Origin of the sequence: Streptomyces sp. NPDC091272 (assembly GCF_044757485.1) — a bacterium.
Lineage (GTDB): Bacteria > Actinomycetota > Actinomycetes > Streptomycetales > Streptomycetaceae > Streptomyces.
Genome location: NZ_JBIVVC010000005.1, coordinates 481,836 through 497,200 on the forward strand (window position 1 = coordinate 481,836; position 15,365 = coordinate 497,200).

12 protein-coding genes and 1 tRNA gene are annotated in these 15,365 nt (G+C 73.5%); 8 read left to right on the forward strand and 5 right to left on the reverse strand.

Going from position 1 to position 15,365, the window contains the following annotated elements:
- The first annotated feature begins 45 nt into the window (after positions 1-45).
- The 5 genes from ACIQM4_RS17705 (at position 46) to ACIQM4_RS17725 (ending at position 4,440) form a co-directional block, all read left to right on the forward strand.
- On the forward strand, positions 46-1,680 hold the full coding sequence (locus tag ACIQM4_RS17705) for a hypothetical protein (protein ID WP_401592195.1): 1,635 nt from the start codon (positions 46-48) through the stop codon (positions 1,678-1,680).
- A complete protein-coding gene (locus ACIQM4_RS17710; protein ID WP_401592197.1) occupies positions 1,677-3,032 on the forward strand; it encodes an AAA family ATPase in 1,356 nt (451 codons plus the stop codon). Before ACIQM4_RS17705 ends, ACIQM4_RS17710 begins: the two co-directional genes overlap by 4 nt.
- A 124-nt stretch (positions 3,033-3,156) precedes the next feature.
- A complete protein-coding gene (locus ACIQM4_RS17715) occupies positions 3,157-3,501 on the forward strand; it encodes a hypothetical protein (protein WP_401592199.1) in 345 nt (114 codons plus the stop codon).
- A 272-nt stretch (positions 3,502-3,773) separates the two neighbouring features.
- A complete protein-coding gene (locus ACIQM4_RS17720; RefSeq protein WP_401592201.1) occupies positions 3,774-4,376 on the forward strand; it encodes a hypothetical protein in 603 nt (200 codons plus the stop codon).
- Positions 4,367-4,440: transfer RNA gene (locus ACIQM4_RS17725), tRNA-Lys, on the forward strand. The genes ACIQM4_RS17720 and ACIQM4_RS17725 overlap by 10 nt, the downstream gene beginning before the upstream one ends.
- 87 nt (positions 4,441-4,527) lie before the next feature.
- Here the strand turns inward: ACIQM4_RS17725 and ACIQM4_RS17730 are convergent.
- The gene (locus tag ACIQM4_RS17730) at positions 4,528-5,736 is read right to left on the reverse strand and encodes a M6 family metalloprotease domain-containing protein (RefSeq protein ID WP_401592371.1); all 1,209 of its coding nucleotides are present in this window, start codon (positions 5,734-5,736) and stop codon (positions 4,528-4,530) included.
- Positions 5,737-6,353: 617 nt separating this feature from the next.
- On the opposite strand from ACIQM4_RS17730, the gene ACIQM4_RS17735 reads away from it, so the two are divergent.
- Positions 6,354-8,243, forward strand: a complete 1,890-nt coding sequence (locus ACIQM4_RS17735) for a putative bifunctional diguanylate cyclase/phosphodiesterase (protein ID WP_401592203.1) — start codon at positions 6,354-6,356, stop codon at positions 8,241-8,243.
- A 3-nt stretch (positions 8,244-8,246) separates the two neighbouring features.
- Here ACIQM4_RS17735 and ACIQM4_RS17740 read toward each other — a convergent pair whose 3' ends face one another.
- From ACIQM4_RS17740 to ACIQM4_RS17755, 4 genes are all read right to left on the reverse strand, one after another.
- Entirely contained in the window at positions 8,247-9,359 is a 1,113-nt protein-coding gene (locus ACIQM4_RS17740) for an LLM class flavin-dependent oxidoreductase (RefSeq protein WP_401592205.1), read from the reverse strand.
- Positions 9,360-9,576: 217 nt separating this feature from the next.
- Positions 9,577-11,016, reverse strand: a complete 1,440-nt coding sequence (locus ACIQM4_RS17745; RefSeq protein WP_401592207.1) for a serine hydrolase domain-containing protein — start codon at positions 11,014-11,016, stop codon at positions 9,577-9,579.
- Positions 11,017-11,188: 172 nt separating this feature from the next.
- Positions 11,189-11,905 (reverse strand): decarboxylase, encoded by a 717-nt coding sequence (locus ACIQM4_RS17750; RefSeq protein WP_401592209.1) that lies wholly within the window; start codon positions 11,903-11,905, stop codon positions 11,189-11,191.
- A gap of 1 nt (position 11,906) precedes the next feature.
- Entirely contained in the window at positions 11,907-12,878 is a 972-nt protein-coding gene (locus tag ACIQM4_RS17755) for a decarboxylase (RefSeq protein WP_401592211.1), read from the reverse strand.
- Positions 12,879-12,984: 106 nt separating this feature from the next.
- Between ACIQM4_RS17755 and ACIQM4_RS17760 the strand changes: the two genes are divergently transcribed.
- Together ACIQM4_RS17760 and ACIQM4_RS17765 are read left to right on the forward strand one after the other, a co-directional pair.
- Positions 12,985-13,935 (forward strand): D-2-hydroxyacid dehydrogenase, encoded by a 951-nt coding sequence (locus ACIQM4_RS17760; RefSeq protein WP_401592213.1) that lies wholly within the window; start codon positions 12,985-12,987, stop codon positions 13,933-13,935.
- Entirely contained in the window at positions 13,928-15,361 is a 1,434-nt protein-coding gene (locus ACIQM4_RS17765) for an amidase (RefSeq protein ID WP_401592215.1), read from the forward strand. Before ACIQM4_RS17760 ends, ACIQM4_RS17765 begins: the two co-directional genes overlap by 8 nt.
- The last annotated feature ends 4 nt before the right edge of the window (positions 15,362-15,365 follow it).

The window sequence follows — 15,365 nt, forward strand, 5'->3', positions numbered from 1 at the left end:
CGGTCCGGTCGTCCCGACTCCCCCGAAAGGCAAGTCCACCCGCCCATGTCGCTGATCAATACCCTCGCCCGGCTGGAAGCCACCCGCAGCGGTCGCGCCCAGCCCCTCGCCACCGTGCGGCACCGGCACCTCGCCGAGCGGCCCCTGGTGGTCGTCCCGCTCACGACCGCCGGTGAGGCCGGTGCACCCCTCGGCGCCCTCGTCGGGACGGACCGCGACGCCCCTCGGCTGCTGTCCGTCGCCCAGCCCCGCGACCGCGACCTGCGGTTCGCGTTCCTCGCCGAGCTGGCCGACGCCGTCCTGCCGTACCTCGACTCGTTCGCCGACGACACCGAGCCCGCCGAGCGGAACGAGAGCGACCCGGAGACCGGCAAGCGCGTCAAGGTGGAGGTGGAACTCTGCCGGGACGCCCCGCAGATCGTCGTGCCGAGCCGGGCCGGCGTCGAGTACGTACGACTCCTCGGCCGGTCCATGCGCTTTCGCAGGACCGCCGAACAGGACCCCGACACGCCCTATCCCGCACCGCCCCACATCCCCCTCCTCGGCCGCTGGCTCACGCACTACGGGGAGCGGGCCCGGGTGCCGGGATCCGCCCTGCTGCTCGCCGCGACCGACCTGCTCGGCAGGCACTGGGCCACCGGACAGAGCAGCCTGGAGGACCAGCACCTCGGGGCGCTGCTCGCCTGGCTCGCGCCACGGGACGGCGAGAGCGACGGAGCGCGCGCCGCACTGCACGCCGAGACCGCACGGGACGCGCGCGGTCAGCTGCTGTGCCCGCCCGCGGGGCCGGCCACCGACCCCGCCTTCGACAACGCGCTGCTCGCCCCCGCCGTCGACGCCTACGACCTGGCCCGCCGGCGGTTCGCCGCGGCCGAGGACGGCGGGAGCGCCGACGCCACCCTCGGTGAGCTGTCGGCCGCCGAGCGCCGCATCCGCGAGCTGCTCGCCACCCAGCTGCGGCCCACCTGGGACTCCGTCTGGCAGGCGCTCGACCTGCTGCGGACCCTGCCCGAGGGGGTACGGGCCGGGGAGCGCTGGACCAGGGACCGCTGGTCGTACACCGGCCACCGGGACCGGGTGCGCGCCGGGGAGCCGCCGCAGCCGCGCCTGGACAGCGCGGTGGGCGCCGCCCAGAAGCTCGCCGCACGGGAGACGGAACAGGCCAGGCTTGAGGCGCAGGAGGCACTCGACGATCCGCTGACGATGGCGGCCAGACGGCTGTCGGGTGAGGCGTTCGACAGCGAGGTGCTCGGTGTCGAGATGAGCTGGAGCGAGGGGAAGCGGCCCGCGCCGCGCCCGCTGGTGACCGTACGGACGACGGACCTGCCGCAGCTCGGCGCGGAGGAGGGGGTGAAGGTGTACCGGTCGCTGGACGGGAAGGCGCAGAGCGCCGAGTTCGTGGGGTGGGCCGCCGAGGGCGTGCTGGTACTGCGCGTCGTCAACGCGATGGGCCGCGCCAAGGAACCCGCGCCCGGGTCGGTCCCCGCGGCGGGTGACCGAATCTGCTGGACCCTGTTCCCGCACGACCAGCGGGGCGGCCCGCAGCTGCCCGACCCCGAGGACACCCCGTGGACCCACGGCGGCCCGCCGGGCACGGAGGGCACCGACGCCGCGCTGGGCACCGGCGGGCCGACCCTCGCGGAAGCCCCCGACCCGGTCACGCCGGAGGACCTGCTGTGAACACCGCTTCCCCGTACGCCGACCCGGACTTCGACCCCGGCGCCGAGGCGTCCCGCGCCACCGCGGCGATCCTGCACGACACGCTCCACGGCACCCACCGGGGCGTCGTCGTGGACTCCCCGCCGGGGGCGGGAAAGTCCACCCTCGTCGTGCGCGCCGCCCTCGAACTGGCCGCTGCCGGACGCCCGTTGATGGTCGTCGCGCAGACGAACGCCCAGGTGGACGACCTGGTGCTGCGGCTCGCCGAGAAGGAGCCCGAACTGCCCGTGGGCCGGCTGCACAGCGCGGACCCCGACCCGTACGACAAGGCGCTGGACGACCTCGCGAACGTACGGAAGTCCGCGAAGGCCGCCGACCTCGCCGGGCTCGACGTCGTCATCTCGACGGCGGCGAAGTGGGCGCACGTCAAGGGGGTCGAGCCCTGGCGGCACGCGATCGTCGACGAGGCGTACCAGATGCGCTCCGACGCGCTGCTCGGTGTGGCGAGTCTCTTCGAGCGGGCGCTGTTCGTGGGCGACCCGGGGCAGCTCGACCCGTTCTCGATCGTCGGCGCCGAGCAGTGGGCGGGCCTCTCCTACGACCCGTCCGCGAGCGCGGTGAGCACGCTCCTCGCGCACAACCCGGAACTCCCGCAGCACCGGCTGCCGGTGTCGTGGCGACTGCCCGCGTCGGCCTCGCCGCTCGTCTCGGCGGCCTTCTACCCGTACACGCCCTTCCGCAGCGGTACGGGCCCGGACGACCGGAAGCTGACCTTCGGTGTGCCGTCGGACGGTTCGGCCGTCGACCGGGTGGTGGACGAGGCGGCGGAATCCGGGTGGGGGCTGCTCGAACTGCCCGCCAGGCACACGCCGCGCACCGACCCGGAGGCGGTGGGCGCGCTCGCGCAGGTGGTCCGGCGGCTGCTCGACCGGGGTGGCGCGGCGCTCAGCGAACGCTCCCCCGACCCCGCACCGCTCACCCCGGCCCGCATCGCGGTCGGCACCGCGCACCGCGACCAGGCGGCGGCGGTACGCAGCGCACTGGCCGGCCTCGGTGTGACGGGTGTCGCCGTCGACACGGCGAACCGGCTCCAGGGCCGGGAGTTCGACGTGACGGTGGTCCTGCACCCGCTGTCGGGCCGCCCGGACGCCACCGCCTTCCACCTGGAGACGGGGCGCCTGTGCGTCCTGGCCTCCCGCCACCGGCACGCGTGCATCGTGGTGTGCCGCGAGGGCGTCACGGAACTGCTCGACGAACACCCCTCGACGGAGCCGGTGCAACTGGGTGTGACGGTGAAGTTCCCGGACGGCTGGGAGGCGAACCACTCGGTCCTGGCCCACCTCGCCGAACACCGGGTGCGCATGACGCACTGACCGCACGCCGGGCGCAGAGGCCGCGCGCCGGGCGCAGCCCGACCGGCCGTGAGGCGTACTTGCGCGCACCCGGACAATGGATGGTGGCCGTCTGCCCCCTGGGCGGCCGAAAGGGAGGAACCTCATGGCGGAAACCGAGCCGAACCAGCGGCGACTGCGCCCCGCACCGCTGCTCTTCGAGCCCACGGACGCGTCCGCCGATCCCGAGCACTTCTTCGACCTGGAGTCGATCGAGGACCCGAGGGAGCTGCTGTCCCGGGCCACCGAGCTGACCCACGCGTTCCGTGCGGCGACGGACCGGGCGGTGGAGTTCCAGGCCGTCGCGGCGGCGCAGCTGGCGGACCCGAAGCGGTTCGACCGGCTGACGGCCGCGGACATCGCGGAGCGCGCGGAGTGGACCGAGGACTACGCGAAGAAGATGGTGGAGTTCGGCCGCGGCCTGCTGCGGGACGGCACACCCGGACAGTAGGGGACGGGCCCTGCGGGCCGCCCGGGGTGTCGCCTTGCGAACCGCCCGGGGTGTCGCCCTGCTCGGGGCCGCCTGCTGTCGCCCTGCTCGGGGCCGCCTGCTGGCGCCCTGCCCGCACCACCCGCGCCGCCCCACGGGCCGGAACCGGCCACCGCGGCCCGGATGCGCTGCTGGCATATGCGACGACGGCAAGATACTCCCTTCCGGTGCACCCTGTCCCCGTTTTCGGCAACTCTCGGAAACGGTGTGATCACCCCCAGTACACCTGGAGCATGACCACCCACACCCCCACAGCCCTGCACCCTCCGCTCGTCACCGCCCCGCCCCGGCCGCACGCCCCCGCCCCCGCCCTGGACCGCGTCACCGCGTCCGGGGCCGCCTGGCTGGCCTCCGCCTCGGCATATCCCCGCAGCACGCTCTCCGCCTGGGAGGCGCGCCCCGCCGTGCCCGCCGTGCTGCCCTGCGGGACCGCCTTCGACGTGGTGAACGTGCCCGCCGTGTTCGGCCGCCGGATGCTCGACGCGCTCTGGGCGGACGGCCCCGGCTCCGGCCCGGTGGCCGAACAGCGCGGGCGGATGCTGCTCCTCACGGTCCCCGGCACCGCCCAGCGGCTGCCCGCGCTGCTCCGCTGGGAGCGCCGCGCCGAGCACGTCCCGCCGCTGCTGTGTCACGGCACGGGCGACGCAGTGACCGTGCCCGCGCTGGCACCAGGACCGGAGAAGGGGCCCCGGTGGGTGGTCGCGCCCGACGTCCGCCACCCCTGGCTGCCGGGCCCGGAGGTGATGTTCTGGGCCTGTGTGCGGGCCTCGCGGTTATCGATTTTTCCTCCCGCCGATCAGAGTGCTAATGTCTACGACGTCAGCAGGCGCCGCTAGCTCAGTTGGTTAGAGCAGCTGACTCTTAATCAGCGGGTCCGGGGTTCGAGTCCCTGGCGGCGCACAGACGGAAAAGGTCCCCCGAGCTTCGGCCCGGGGGACCTTTTCGTTGCCCTCCGGCGCCGGTCGCGGGGGAAACTGCGCGCTCCGGCTACCCCGTGGTGACCTGCACCGTCCACCCGCCGGACCTGGTGCGGTCCGCCACCTCCACCTTGGTGCCCTGGTCGGTCACCGTGAACGTCTCGCCGACGCCCAGCGGCGCGTCCGCGAGCGGCGGGTACACCGAACGGTCCCAGCAGGCCTCGGTACGCGGATGGGTGTCCACCACCTCGATCGGCCCGCCGCCGGACGGCGCGCCGTTGCGCACCCGGTAGATCAGTACGCCCTCGACACAGGCGTCCCTGTCGTTGCCCGCGCCGCCGCGCGCCTCGATGGCGAGCGCGGTGTTCTCCCCCGTACGGACGACCGCGAGGCGTGTGTTGCCGCGCTGGCCGCCGGCCGGCGCGGGGGCGGCGAGCGGGTCCAGGGTGAGCCGGCGGGTGCCGCCCCACGGCACGCAGGCGACCTGGCCCCCGTCGAGCCAGCCGAGCTTCCACTTGTGCCAGCCGAAGGGCTCGGGGGCCAGCCCGAACTGGCTGCCCATGACGTCCCAGTCGCCGACGTAAGTGTCCCAGTCCCCCTTGCCGTCGGTGGGGCGGTGGTAGAGGTCGGGCAGGTCGAAGACGTGCCCGGTCTCGTGTGCGAGCACGTTGCGGTCCGGCGGGTGCTTCTCGAAGACGGTGACGATACGGCGGATGTCCGTGCCGTCGGCGCGCAGCGGGGAGTCGAAGTTGACCACCTTCGTCGCGTCCGAGTCGACGCCGGGGGCGTCCGGGTCGGCGACCAGGTAGACGACGTCGTACCGGGAGAAGTCGACCTTGCTGTCGGCGGCGGCCACGGCGTCGCGCAGATAGGTGCTGCGCCGCTCGGCGCTCCAGTCGCGCTGTATCGCGTACGAGGTGGAGTCGGCCGGCATCTGGACCCAGTCCGCCGTCGGGTGCGGTTCGAGGCGGAACTTGCCGTACGAGGCGCGCCGGAAGAAGTCGCTGGTCGCCGGGAAGTGGTCGGCGGCGAGTTCGCCGGGAGTCACCAGGGGCTTCGAGTCGGGGAACGACAGGAAGACCATGACCGCGTCGAGGGTGCGGACCGGGCGCGGGTAGTTCTCGTTCCAGGTGTCGAGGCCCAGCGAGTGGTGGGCGCCGGTGCGGGGCAGGGCGCACGGCCCGGCCGCCTTGGCAGCGGCCGCAGGTCCCGCGACGAGCCCGGTCGCGGCGAGGGCCGCCAGGGAGGTCACCAGGGCCGCGGTGCTGCGCAGCCGCAGCCGGGACCGGTACGCGCCACCGGACCCCTGCCCGCCGTCCCTGCCGGACCCCTGCCCGCCGTCCCTGCCGGACCCCTGCCCGCCGTCCCTGCCGGACCCCTGCCCGTCACCCCCTCCGGGCACCCCGCCGCCGCCCCCGGCAGACGTCCTGCCGTCACCCTCGCCGGGGCCCGTGCCCCCTGCGGGTACTTCCTCGGGCACTCCCCCGGGTGTCAACCGGTCCAGCACATCGACCTCCGGGCCCTCCGCTGCGGAATTCGGAACACCTCACCCACATTGTTCGTATTTGTGGGTGAATGCCCTGTTCCAGTGCGCCACTCGGGTGCCTGCGGCACGCCGCGGCGACACCCCGGCGGCTCACGGAAAGTCACAACCGGTCAGGAGGGGATCAGGTCAAGGCAGACCCGCGCAGAAACGATCGGCCCGTCCGGGCGGCCCGCCCCGTCACCCCGTACCCGAAGGGGCTCCCGCGGCGGCGGAGCTGGATCGGCCGTCGCGGCAGCCTCTATGATCGGCACACTTTCCCGCGTGGAACGCGCCTCAGGACCGCCGACATCAGGACCCCCGACATCACCCGACGAAACCTGTACGACTCCATCGCCCTGCGGGAGCACACCGTGAGCGGAATCCCCGAAGAGTCCGGTTCAGGCCACGACGCCGTCCCGCCCGCCCCTCTCGTCCCCACTTTCGTCACGGAGCGTCATCACCTGCACCGCGACGACGTACCCGACGGACCCGGGTCCGGCGGGTACGGGGTGCCGGGCGGCCCCGCCGATCCGCACCCCCGTGACGACGCCGGCGTCCGCGACTACCGGGCCGCCTTCCGCGCCGCCCAGCTCGCGATGGCCCTGATCACCCCCGCCGGCACCGTGCTCGCCGCGAACGAGGCGCTCGGCGGGCTGCTCGGCGTCGATCCCTGCCTGCTGGCCGGCACCGAGGCCGCCGAACTGGTGGACCTGGCGTCCGACGCCCGCACCTGGCACGCGTACCGCGAGGTCCTGGACGGGCGGCGGCTCCGGTTCCGCTGCACCCGCCGGCTAAAGCACCGCGACGGACACGCCCTGTGGGTGGAGGTCGCGCTCGCCCCGGTGCCCGACAGCACGAACGTCCTGCTGTCGGTGTCGGACATCAGCGACTGGCGCGAGCTCCAGGCCCGGCTGCGGCACCACCAGATGCACGACCCGGTGACCAGGCTCCCCAACCGCGCACTGTTCTTCGAGCGGCTCTCGGCCGCGCTGGAGACATCGACGTACGAGCGCGGCGGCACCGGCCGGATCGGGCTCTGCTATCTCGACCTGGACGGCTTCAAGGCGGTCAACGACACGCTCGGGCACCGGGTCGGCGACCGGCTGCTGACCGCGGTCGCGACCCGGCTGACCCGGTGCGCGGACCAGGGCGGTCACGGACCGGGCGGCGGGTTCCTGGTGGCACGGCTCGGCGGTGACGAGTTCGCCCTCCTGGTGGAGGACTCGACCGGCACCGAGCAGCTGGCGGAACTGGCGGAGACCGTACTGACCGCCCTTCAGCAGCCGTTCGACCTGGCCGGGCAGCGGCTCTCGGTCTCCGCGTCGATCGGCGTGGTCGAGCGGCCGGCCGCGGGCACGTCGGCGACGGGGCTGATGCAGGCCGCGGACACGACGCTGTACTGGGCGAAGGCGGACGGCAAGGGCCGCTGGACTCTCTTCGACCCGGAGCGCAACGCCCACCGGATGACCCGGCAGGCCCTGTCCTCGACGCTGCGCCCGGCCCTGGAGCGGGGCGAGTTCGTACTGGAGTACCAGCCGCTGGTGGATCTGGAGGGCGGGCTGGTGCGCGGGGTGGAGGCCCTCGTGCGGTGGCGGCACCCGCAGTTCGGGACGCTGGCGCCGAATCGCTTCATCGGTATCGCCGAGGAGGACGGCTCGATCGTCCACCTCGGGCGGTGGGTGCTGCGCACGGCGTGCCGGCAGGCCCGGCAGTGGCAGAAGGACCACCCGCGGACCGAGCCGCTGTTCGTCTCGGTGAACGTGGCGGTGCGCCAGGTCTGGGACTCGGACCTGGTCGCCGACGTGGCCGACATCCTCGAAGAGACGGGCCTGGCACCGGAGTTGCTCCAGCTGGAGCTGACCGAGTCGGCGGTGATGGGCTCGGCCGGCCGGCCCCTGCAGGCCCTCCAGTCGCTGAGTGACATGGGCGTCCACATCGCGATCGACGACTTCGGTACCGGGTACTCGAACCTGGCATATCTGAGCAGGCTGCCGGTGTCCGTGCTGAAGCTGGACGGCTCGTTCGTACGGGGCTTCCAGGACGAGGCCCATCCGAACCCCGCCGACGAGACGATCGTCGAGGCCCTGGTGCAGCTCGCGCACCGCCTGGGCCTCACCGTCACCGCGGAGTGCGTGGAGACGGCGGGCCAGGCGGCACGGCTGCGCCGGATCGGCTGCGACACCGGCCAGGGCTGGCTGTACTCACGGCCGACGGCACCGGACCGGATCGCGGCGATGCTCTGCGAGCGGACGGCCTCCTGAACCTCAGGAGGCGGTGGGCAGGCCGTACGCGTCGGCGATCAGTTCGTACGAGCGGACCCGGACCGCTCCCGTGTGCGCGTTGGCGGTGAGCATCAGCTCGTCGGCCCCGGTGCGCTTGGCGAGGTCGTCGAGGCCCGCGCGGACGGCGTCCGGCGTGCCGTGGACGACGTTCGTCAGCCAGCCGTCGACGAACTCCTGCTCCAGGGAGCTGAACCGGTACGCGGCGGCCTCCTCGGGCGTGGGGATCAGGCCGGGGCGGCCGGTCCGCAGCCGGAGCATGTTGAGTGCGCCGGTCAGGACCTGGCTGCGGGCCTCGGCCTCGTCGTCGGTGGCGAGCGCTGAGACACCGATCACCGCGTACGGGGCGTCCAGGGCCGCGGAGGGCCGGAAGGACTCGCGGTAGAGGTCGAGGGCCGGGATCGTGTTCTGCGCGGAGAAGTGGTGCGCGAACGCGAAGGGCAGGCCGAGGGTCGCGGCGAGCCTGGCGCTGAAGCCGGAGCTGCCGAGCAGCCAGACCTGCGGGGTGTTGCCGTGGCCCTGGACCGGCCCGGGGACGGCGTGGATCCGGGAGTACGGGTGGCCGTCGGGGAAGTCGTCGGTCAGGAACCGGGTCAACTCGGCGAGCTGGCGCGGGAACTCGTCCGCGCCCTCGTGAGGGTTGTCGCCGCGGCGCAGCGCTGCGGCGGTGGCGCCGTCGGTGCCGGGGGCCCGGCCGAGGCCGAGGTCGACACGGCCCGGGGCCATCGCCTCCAGCGTGCCGAACTGCTCCGCGATGACGAGCGGCGCGTGGTTCGGGAGCATCACGCCGCCTGAGCCGAGCCGGATGCGCTCGGTGTGGGCTGCGAGATGGGCGAGGATCACGGCGGGCGAGGAGCTGGCCACCCCGGGCATGGAGTGGTGCTCGGCCACCCAGTACCGGTGGAAGCCGCGCGCCTCGGCGAGCTTCGCGATCTCGACGCTGGTGCGCAGCGACTCGGTGGGGCTGCTGCCGACGCCGACGGTCGCGAGGTCGAGGACGGAGAGGGGGGTGGGGGCGGACCCCTGGACGGTGGCGCGGACGGGGTGGGGGGCGGGGCTGGGTTCCACCGGGGTCTCCTCCTGCGGGTGGGGCGTCATGCGTACTCCCGAGTACGAACAGGAGGGGCACTCCGGATATTCCCCGCCGGGCGGGCGGGACGGGCCGGGTGCGCGTGTTGAATGCCCACACCCGGCCGGGTGTGCCGGGTGGCGCCCGCTCCCGCCGGGTGCCCCCGCAGTGGCGCCCGCGCCGTCACGCGCCGGGGCGGCGGCCCGTGCGGCTCGACGGGCGACGGGCGACGGGCGACGGGGACCGTCACACCTTCGGGGCCGCCCGCATGCCCACGTACACGCACGCCGTCCCGTCGAGAAGCGTGGCGAAGACCACCGGCATGTAGTCCTCGCTGAAGGACGCCCCGGCGCCGGTCCCGGCGAAGACCGTGTCCGTGACCGGGAGCAGGTCCACCGAGAGCGGCGGCGAGAAGTCCGCCATCCCGTCGACGAACTCGTAGCGGAGGTGGCCCTCCGTCACCGTGAGGACCACACCCGCGCGGCGGTAGACCCCCACCAGGGGCGCCCAGTCGACGGCGACCGGCCGGGCCGGCGGACCGAACGGCTCCGGCATCGTGACGTCGGCCAGCTCCGCGAGGAGCTCGCGCATCAGCGCCGTGTAGACCAGGCGGGCGCTGCCCCCGTTGGTGAGGAGGGCGACGGCGACCCCGGCGGAGGGAACGACCCGCAGATAGGCGTACTGGCCGATGGACGCGCCGTCGTGGCCGTAGCCGGGCGTGCCCTGCCAGTCGTACAGGGTCCAGCCGAGGCCCCAGCCGTCCGAGCTGACGGTCCACTTGTCGGGGACGTCGGTCTCGCGCCGCTGCATGGCGGCGACGGCCCCGGCGGAGAGGATGCGGGTGCCGTCCTGCGCGACGCCTCCGTCGAGGTGCATACGGGCCAGCCTGACCACGTCGGACGCGCTCGCGATGACCCGCCCGTAGGGGCCTGCCGAGCGGGGCATCATGTCCCACGCGGGGGCGGGGTCGGGCAGCTCGCCCGGCTCGCCCAGGTGCCCCATCGCGGCCCGGAAGGCCAGGGCCTCCTCGGGGAGGGTCATCGTGTGCGTGGCGCCCAGCGGGACGAGCAGCCGGGACCGCAGCGCCTCGTCCCAGCTCTGGCCGGTGAGGACTTCGACGATGCGGCCGAGCACGTTGTAGCCGACGCTGCTGTAGGAGACGGCCGTCCCGGGAGGGCAGTCGAGCGCGACCCCGGCACTGGCTTCGACGTACCGGGCGAGGCAGTCGTCACCGCGACCGCTGTCGTGGGTGAAGTCACACGTCAGCCCGCTGGTGTGGGAGAGGAGCTGGCGGGTGGTGATCCGCTTGGTGGCTTCGGGGTCGGCGGTGTCGAACTCGGGGAGGACGGAGACGACCGGGGCGTCGATGTCGAGTTCGCCGCTGTCGGCGAGCTGCATGACGAGCGTGGCCGTGTAGAGCTTGGCGACCGAGCCGAGCTGGAAGACCGAGTCGGTGGTGGCCCCGACCCCGGTGCCGCGGTGCAGGACGCCGGTCGCGAGCTGGTGGACCGTGCCGTCGACGAGGACGGCGAGCGAGGCGGCCGGTACGTGGTGGGCGGCGCAGAGCTCGTCCAACCTGGCCTGCCAGCGGCCGAGTTCGAACCGGCGGCCGGCCGAGTCCCTGCTCCCCCAGGCTCCGCCGGCCTGCCACTCGCCCTGCTCGTTGAAGCTGGTGTACTCCGTCATGACCGCCCCGTTTCTGTGGACCGGACGCCTGCCGCGTCCCGATGCGCACACTGTACGCACAGCGGAACGGTGTGCGCAACAGGGCGGTGAAAAGGCGGCCCGGAAGGAGTGATTCCCCTTCCGGGCCGCCCACTTGACCTCTCCGCGGCGACGGACCCACGGCCCTGCGCGACTACCCGCCGAACAGCGCCCCCAGCCTCGGCGCCCGCACCGTGCGCTGCGCCAGCCGCAGGCCCTCCCAGACCGTGACCTGGTTGGCCGTCAGGACCGGCTTTCCCAACTCCCGTTCCAGTTCGACGAGATGTTCGGCCGTGTGGAGCGCCGTGTCAGGCAGCAGCACCGCCTGCGCGTCGGGATGGTCGCCCGCCCTGGCCAGTGCGAGGACCTCCGCGCGGCCCCAGGTGCCGACCTCCGCGGCGGTGATGATTCCGCTGCCGCGCGTCGAGGCGACCTCCGTGCCCGCCGACTTGAGGAAGTCGTGGAAGAGGTCCGCCACGTCCACCGGGTAGGTCGCCGCGACCGCGACCCGGCTCACCCCCAGCTCCCGTACCGCGTGGGCGAAGGCGAAGGACGTCGAGGACGCGGGCAGGCCCGCCGTCCGGGCCAGCTCGCGGATCTGCTCCTGGGCGCCGTCGTGACCGAACACGAAACTCGCGCTCGTACACGCCCAGACCACCGCCTCCGCGCCGGCCAGCCGCAGCTCCTCGACGCCCGCCGCCAGCCTGTCCGCCGAGCCCATTTCGAGCAGCGCGTCGACGCGGTGCGCGTCCGTGCCGATGTCCGTGTGGACGAGGGGCAGCCGGACGTCGGGGGCGGCGAGCATCATCTCGATGCGCGGATAGTCGTCCTCGGCGGAGTGGCCGGGGTAGAGGAATCCGATCGCTGTCATGTCACTTCGGTCCTTCCTGCTCGGGGAGCGGAGGGGGGTCCTGGAGCGTCGGCGGGAGGGCGGCCGGCCCCGCGGCCGGCGGCAGCACGTCCGGGAACGGCGCGAGCGCCTGCGGGAACACCTCGTCCGGCGCGAAGATCTCCCCCTGCGCGAAGACCTGGCCCCGCGCGAGCGCCTCGGGCACAGCCGCCGGGGACTGCGGCAGCACCGTGGGCAGCCGCGGCCCGGTGGCCATCATCAGCTGCTGGTACGGGCCGACCGCCCGTGCTCCGAGCTTGCGCAGCGCGGACCACATGGTGACCTGGTTCGCGGAGATCACGGGCATCCGCAGTTCGGCCTCCAGCTGCGGGATCACGTCGTACGTGGGGAGGTTGGTGCAGCTGATGAAGAGGCAGTCGGCCGCGCCGACCACCGCCTGCCGCGCCATGTCCACCACGTCCCGGTAGGGCACCTTCCAGATGTGCCGGGTGAGGCCGAGGAACTCGCGGCCCGTCACGACGATTCCCGCTTCCGCCAAGTACTCCTCCAGGGACCGCGTCACCGACTCCGTGTACGGGGTGACCAGGGCGATGCGTCGTGCGCCCAGTTCGCCGAGCGCTTCGATGAGCGCGCCCGACGTGGTCACCGACGGCAGGTCCCCGGCCTGGGTCTCACCGGCCCGGGACATCGCCTCGCACATGGCGCGTTCCCCGGTGGTGCCGCCGACAAAACTGCCGGATGTGCAGGCGTACGCGATCACCTGTGGTTCGACGGCGATCAGTGCCCGGACGGCTTCGCGGAGCGTCTGGTGCTCACTGACCAGCCGGGCGAGGTCGAGGCTGACCTCGACGGGGACGTAGGGGGTGCGGGTGAGGTGGAGGGAGACGCCGTCCGGCACCCAGCGCCAGAGCTCCCGGTCGAGTGCGAAGTCGAACGGGGCCACCACGCCCACGCCGCGCTGCGGCTGTGGCCCACCGAGAAAGTCAATGTCCAATGCGGCCCCCAGGAACGGGTGTTGACGACCGTGGGTTGCGGGTACGAGTGTGGTCGATCCGTACACCATCTGTGTATGTCAGACGTTACGAAACGGTTTCTCCGCCATGAGTGATGTGACCCTTCTCGTCCTCGACGCCGAACCGCTGCCGCGCCTTGGCAGCCTGACCGGAAGGACCCGCATTCTGCACGGTGACGAGTCGACGATCAGTAGTCAACTCCCCGAAGCAGATGTGCTGTTGGTGTGGGACTTTTTTTCCGACGCGGTACGGCGCGCATGGCCGGGCGACGGCGCACGCCCGCGCTGGGTGCACACCGCGAGCGCCGGGGTGGACCATCTGATGTGTCCGGAGCTCGCCGCGTCGGACACCGTCGTCACCAACGCGCGCGGCATCTTCGACCAGCCGATCGCGGAGTACGTCGCGGGGCTGGTCATCGCGGCGGCCAAGGACTTCAACGGGACGAACGAACTCCAGCGGCAGCGGCGCTGGCGCCACCGCGAGACCCGCCGGGTGGCGGGCACCCGGGCCGTGGTGGTCGGCTCCGGGCCGATCGGGCGGGCGATCGCCAGGACCCTCGAAGCGCTCGGGGTGGTCGTCGCCCTGACGGGGCGCACCGCGCGCCCCGGCGTGCACGGGCCGGACGAGCTGGTGCCGCTGCTGGCGCGCGCCGACTGGGTGATCTGCGCGGCGCCGCTGACCGACACCACCCGGGGCATGTTCGACGCGCGGGCCTTCGACGCGATGAGCCCCGGGGCGTACTTCGTCAACGTGGGGCGCGGCCAACTGGTCGTGGAGCAGGACCTGCTGGCCGCCCTCACCAAGCGGTGGATCGCCGGGGCCGCGCTCGACGTCTTCGAGCAGGAGCCGCTCGATCCCGGGAGCCCGCTGTGGGACGTCCCCGGGCTGACCGTCTCGCCGCACATGAGCGGGGACGTGGTCGGCTGGCGCGACGAACTGGGCAGTCAGTTCCTGGAGTTGTACGACCTCTGGGAGAGCGGACGGCCGCTTCCGAATGTAGTCGACAAGAATGTTGGGTACGTCCCCATGCATGACTGAACCGACGGAACCGACCGCGTTCACCGCACACCAGCTCCTCGGTGCCTACGAGAAGGGCGAACTGTCGCCCGTGGAGGCGACCCGTGCGGTCCTCGAACGGGCCGAGGCGATCCAGCCCTCCCTGAACGCCTTCGTCTCGATCGACCACGCGGGGGCCCTGGCGCAGGCCCGCGCCGCCGAGGAGCGATGGCGGCGACGGGAGCCGCAGGGCCTGCTCGACGGCGTCCCGGTGACGGTCAAGGACCTGCTCCTGACGGCGGGCACCCCGACCCTGCGCGGTTCGCACGCGGTGGCCGAGGCGGGGAGCTGGAGCGAGGACGCGCCCTCCGTGGCGCGGCTGCGGGAGCACGGGGCGGTCCTGGTCGGCAAGACCACCACCCCGGAGTTCGGCTGGAAGGGCGTCACCGACTCGCCGCGCTTCGGGGTCACCCGTAACCCGTACGACCCGGCCCGCACCTCCGGCGGGTCGAGCGGCGGGAGTGCCGTGGCCGTCGCGGCCGGGGCGGCTCCGCTGTCCGTGGGCACGGACGGCGGCGGCTCGGTGCGCATCCCGGCCTCGTTCTGCGGGATCTTCGGCCTGAAGCCGACCTACGGCCGGATACCGCTCTACCCGTCAAGCCCGTTCGGGACACTCGCGCACGCCGGGCCGATGGCACGCGACGCGGCCGACGGCGCGCTGCTGCTCGACGTGCTGTCCGGGACGGCGGACTGGCGGGACTGGTCGCAGTCCCCGGTCCCCGACGGCGCACAAACCGCCGGCGCCGGCCTGCACGAGGGGGTGCGCGGGCTGCGGGTGGCGTACTCACCGACCCTCGGCGGCCAGGTGAAGGTCGCCCCGGACGTCGCCGCGGCGGTACGCGCAGCGGTCGGCAGGCTGGCCGGACTGGGGGCGTACGTGGAGGAGGCGGACCCCGACCTCGCGGACCCGGTGGAGGCCTTCCACACCCTGTGGTTCAGCGGGGCGGCCCGCGTGGTCCAGCGCTTCGGCCGCGACCAGCGGGAGGCCCTGGACCCCGGGCTGCGCGAGATCTGCGCGGCGGGGGCGCGGATGAGCGCGCTTGACTACCTGGCGGCGGTGGACGCCCGGATGGCGCTGGGCCGCCGGATGGGCCACTTCCACACGACGTACGACGTCCTGGTGACCCCGACCCTTCCGACGACGGCCTTCGAGGCGGGGGCCGAGGTGCCTAGGGGGTCGGGGCTGCGCAGGTGGACGGGGTGGACGCCGTTCACGTACCCGTTCAACCTGACGCAGCAGCCGGCGGCGACGGTGCCGTGCGGGCTGGACGGGAGCGGGCTGCCGGTGGGGATACAGGTGGTGGCGGCCCGGCACCGGGACGCGACGGTGCTGCGGGTGGCGCAGGCACTGTACGAGGCGGGGGTGGCGGCGATCCCGGGGCCGGGGGCGGGGTCGGGAACCCTGTAGGGGC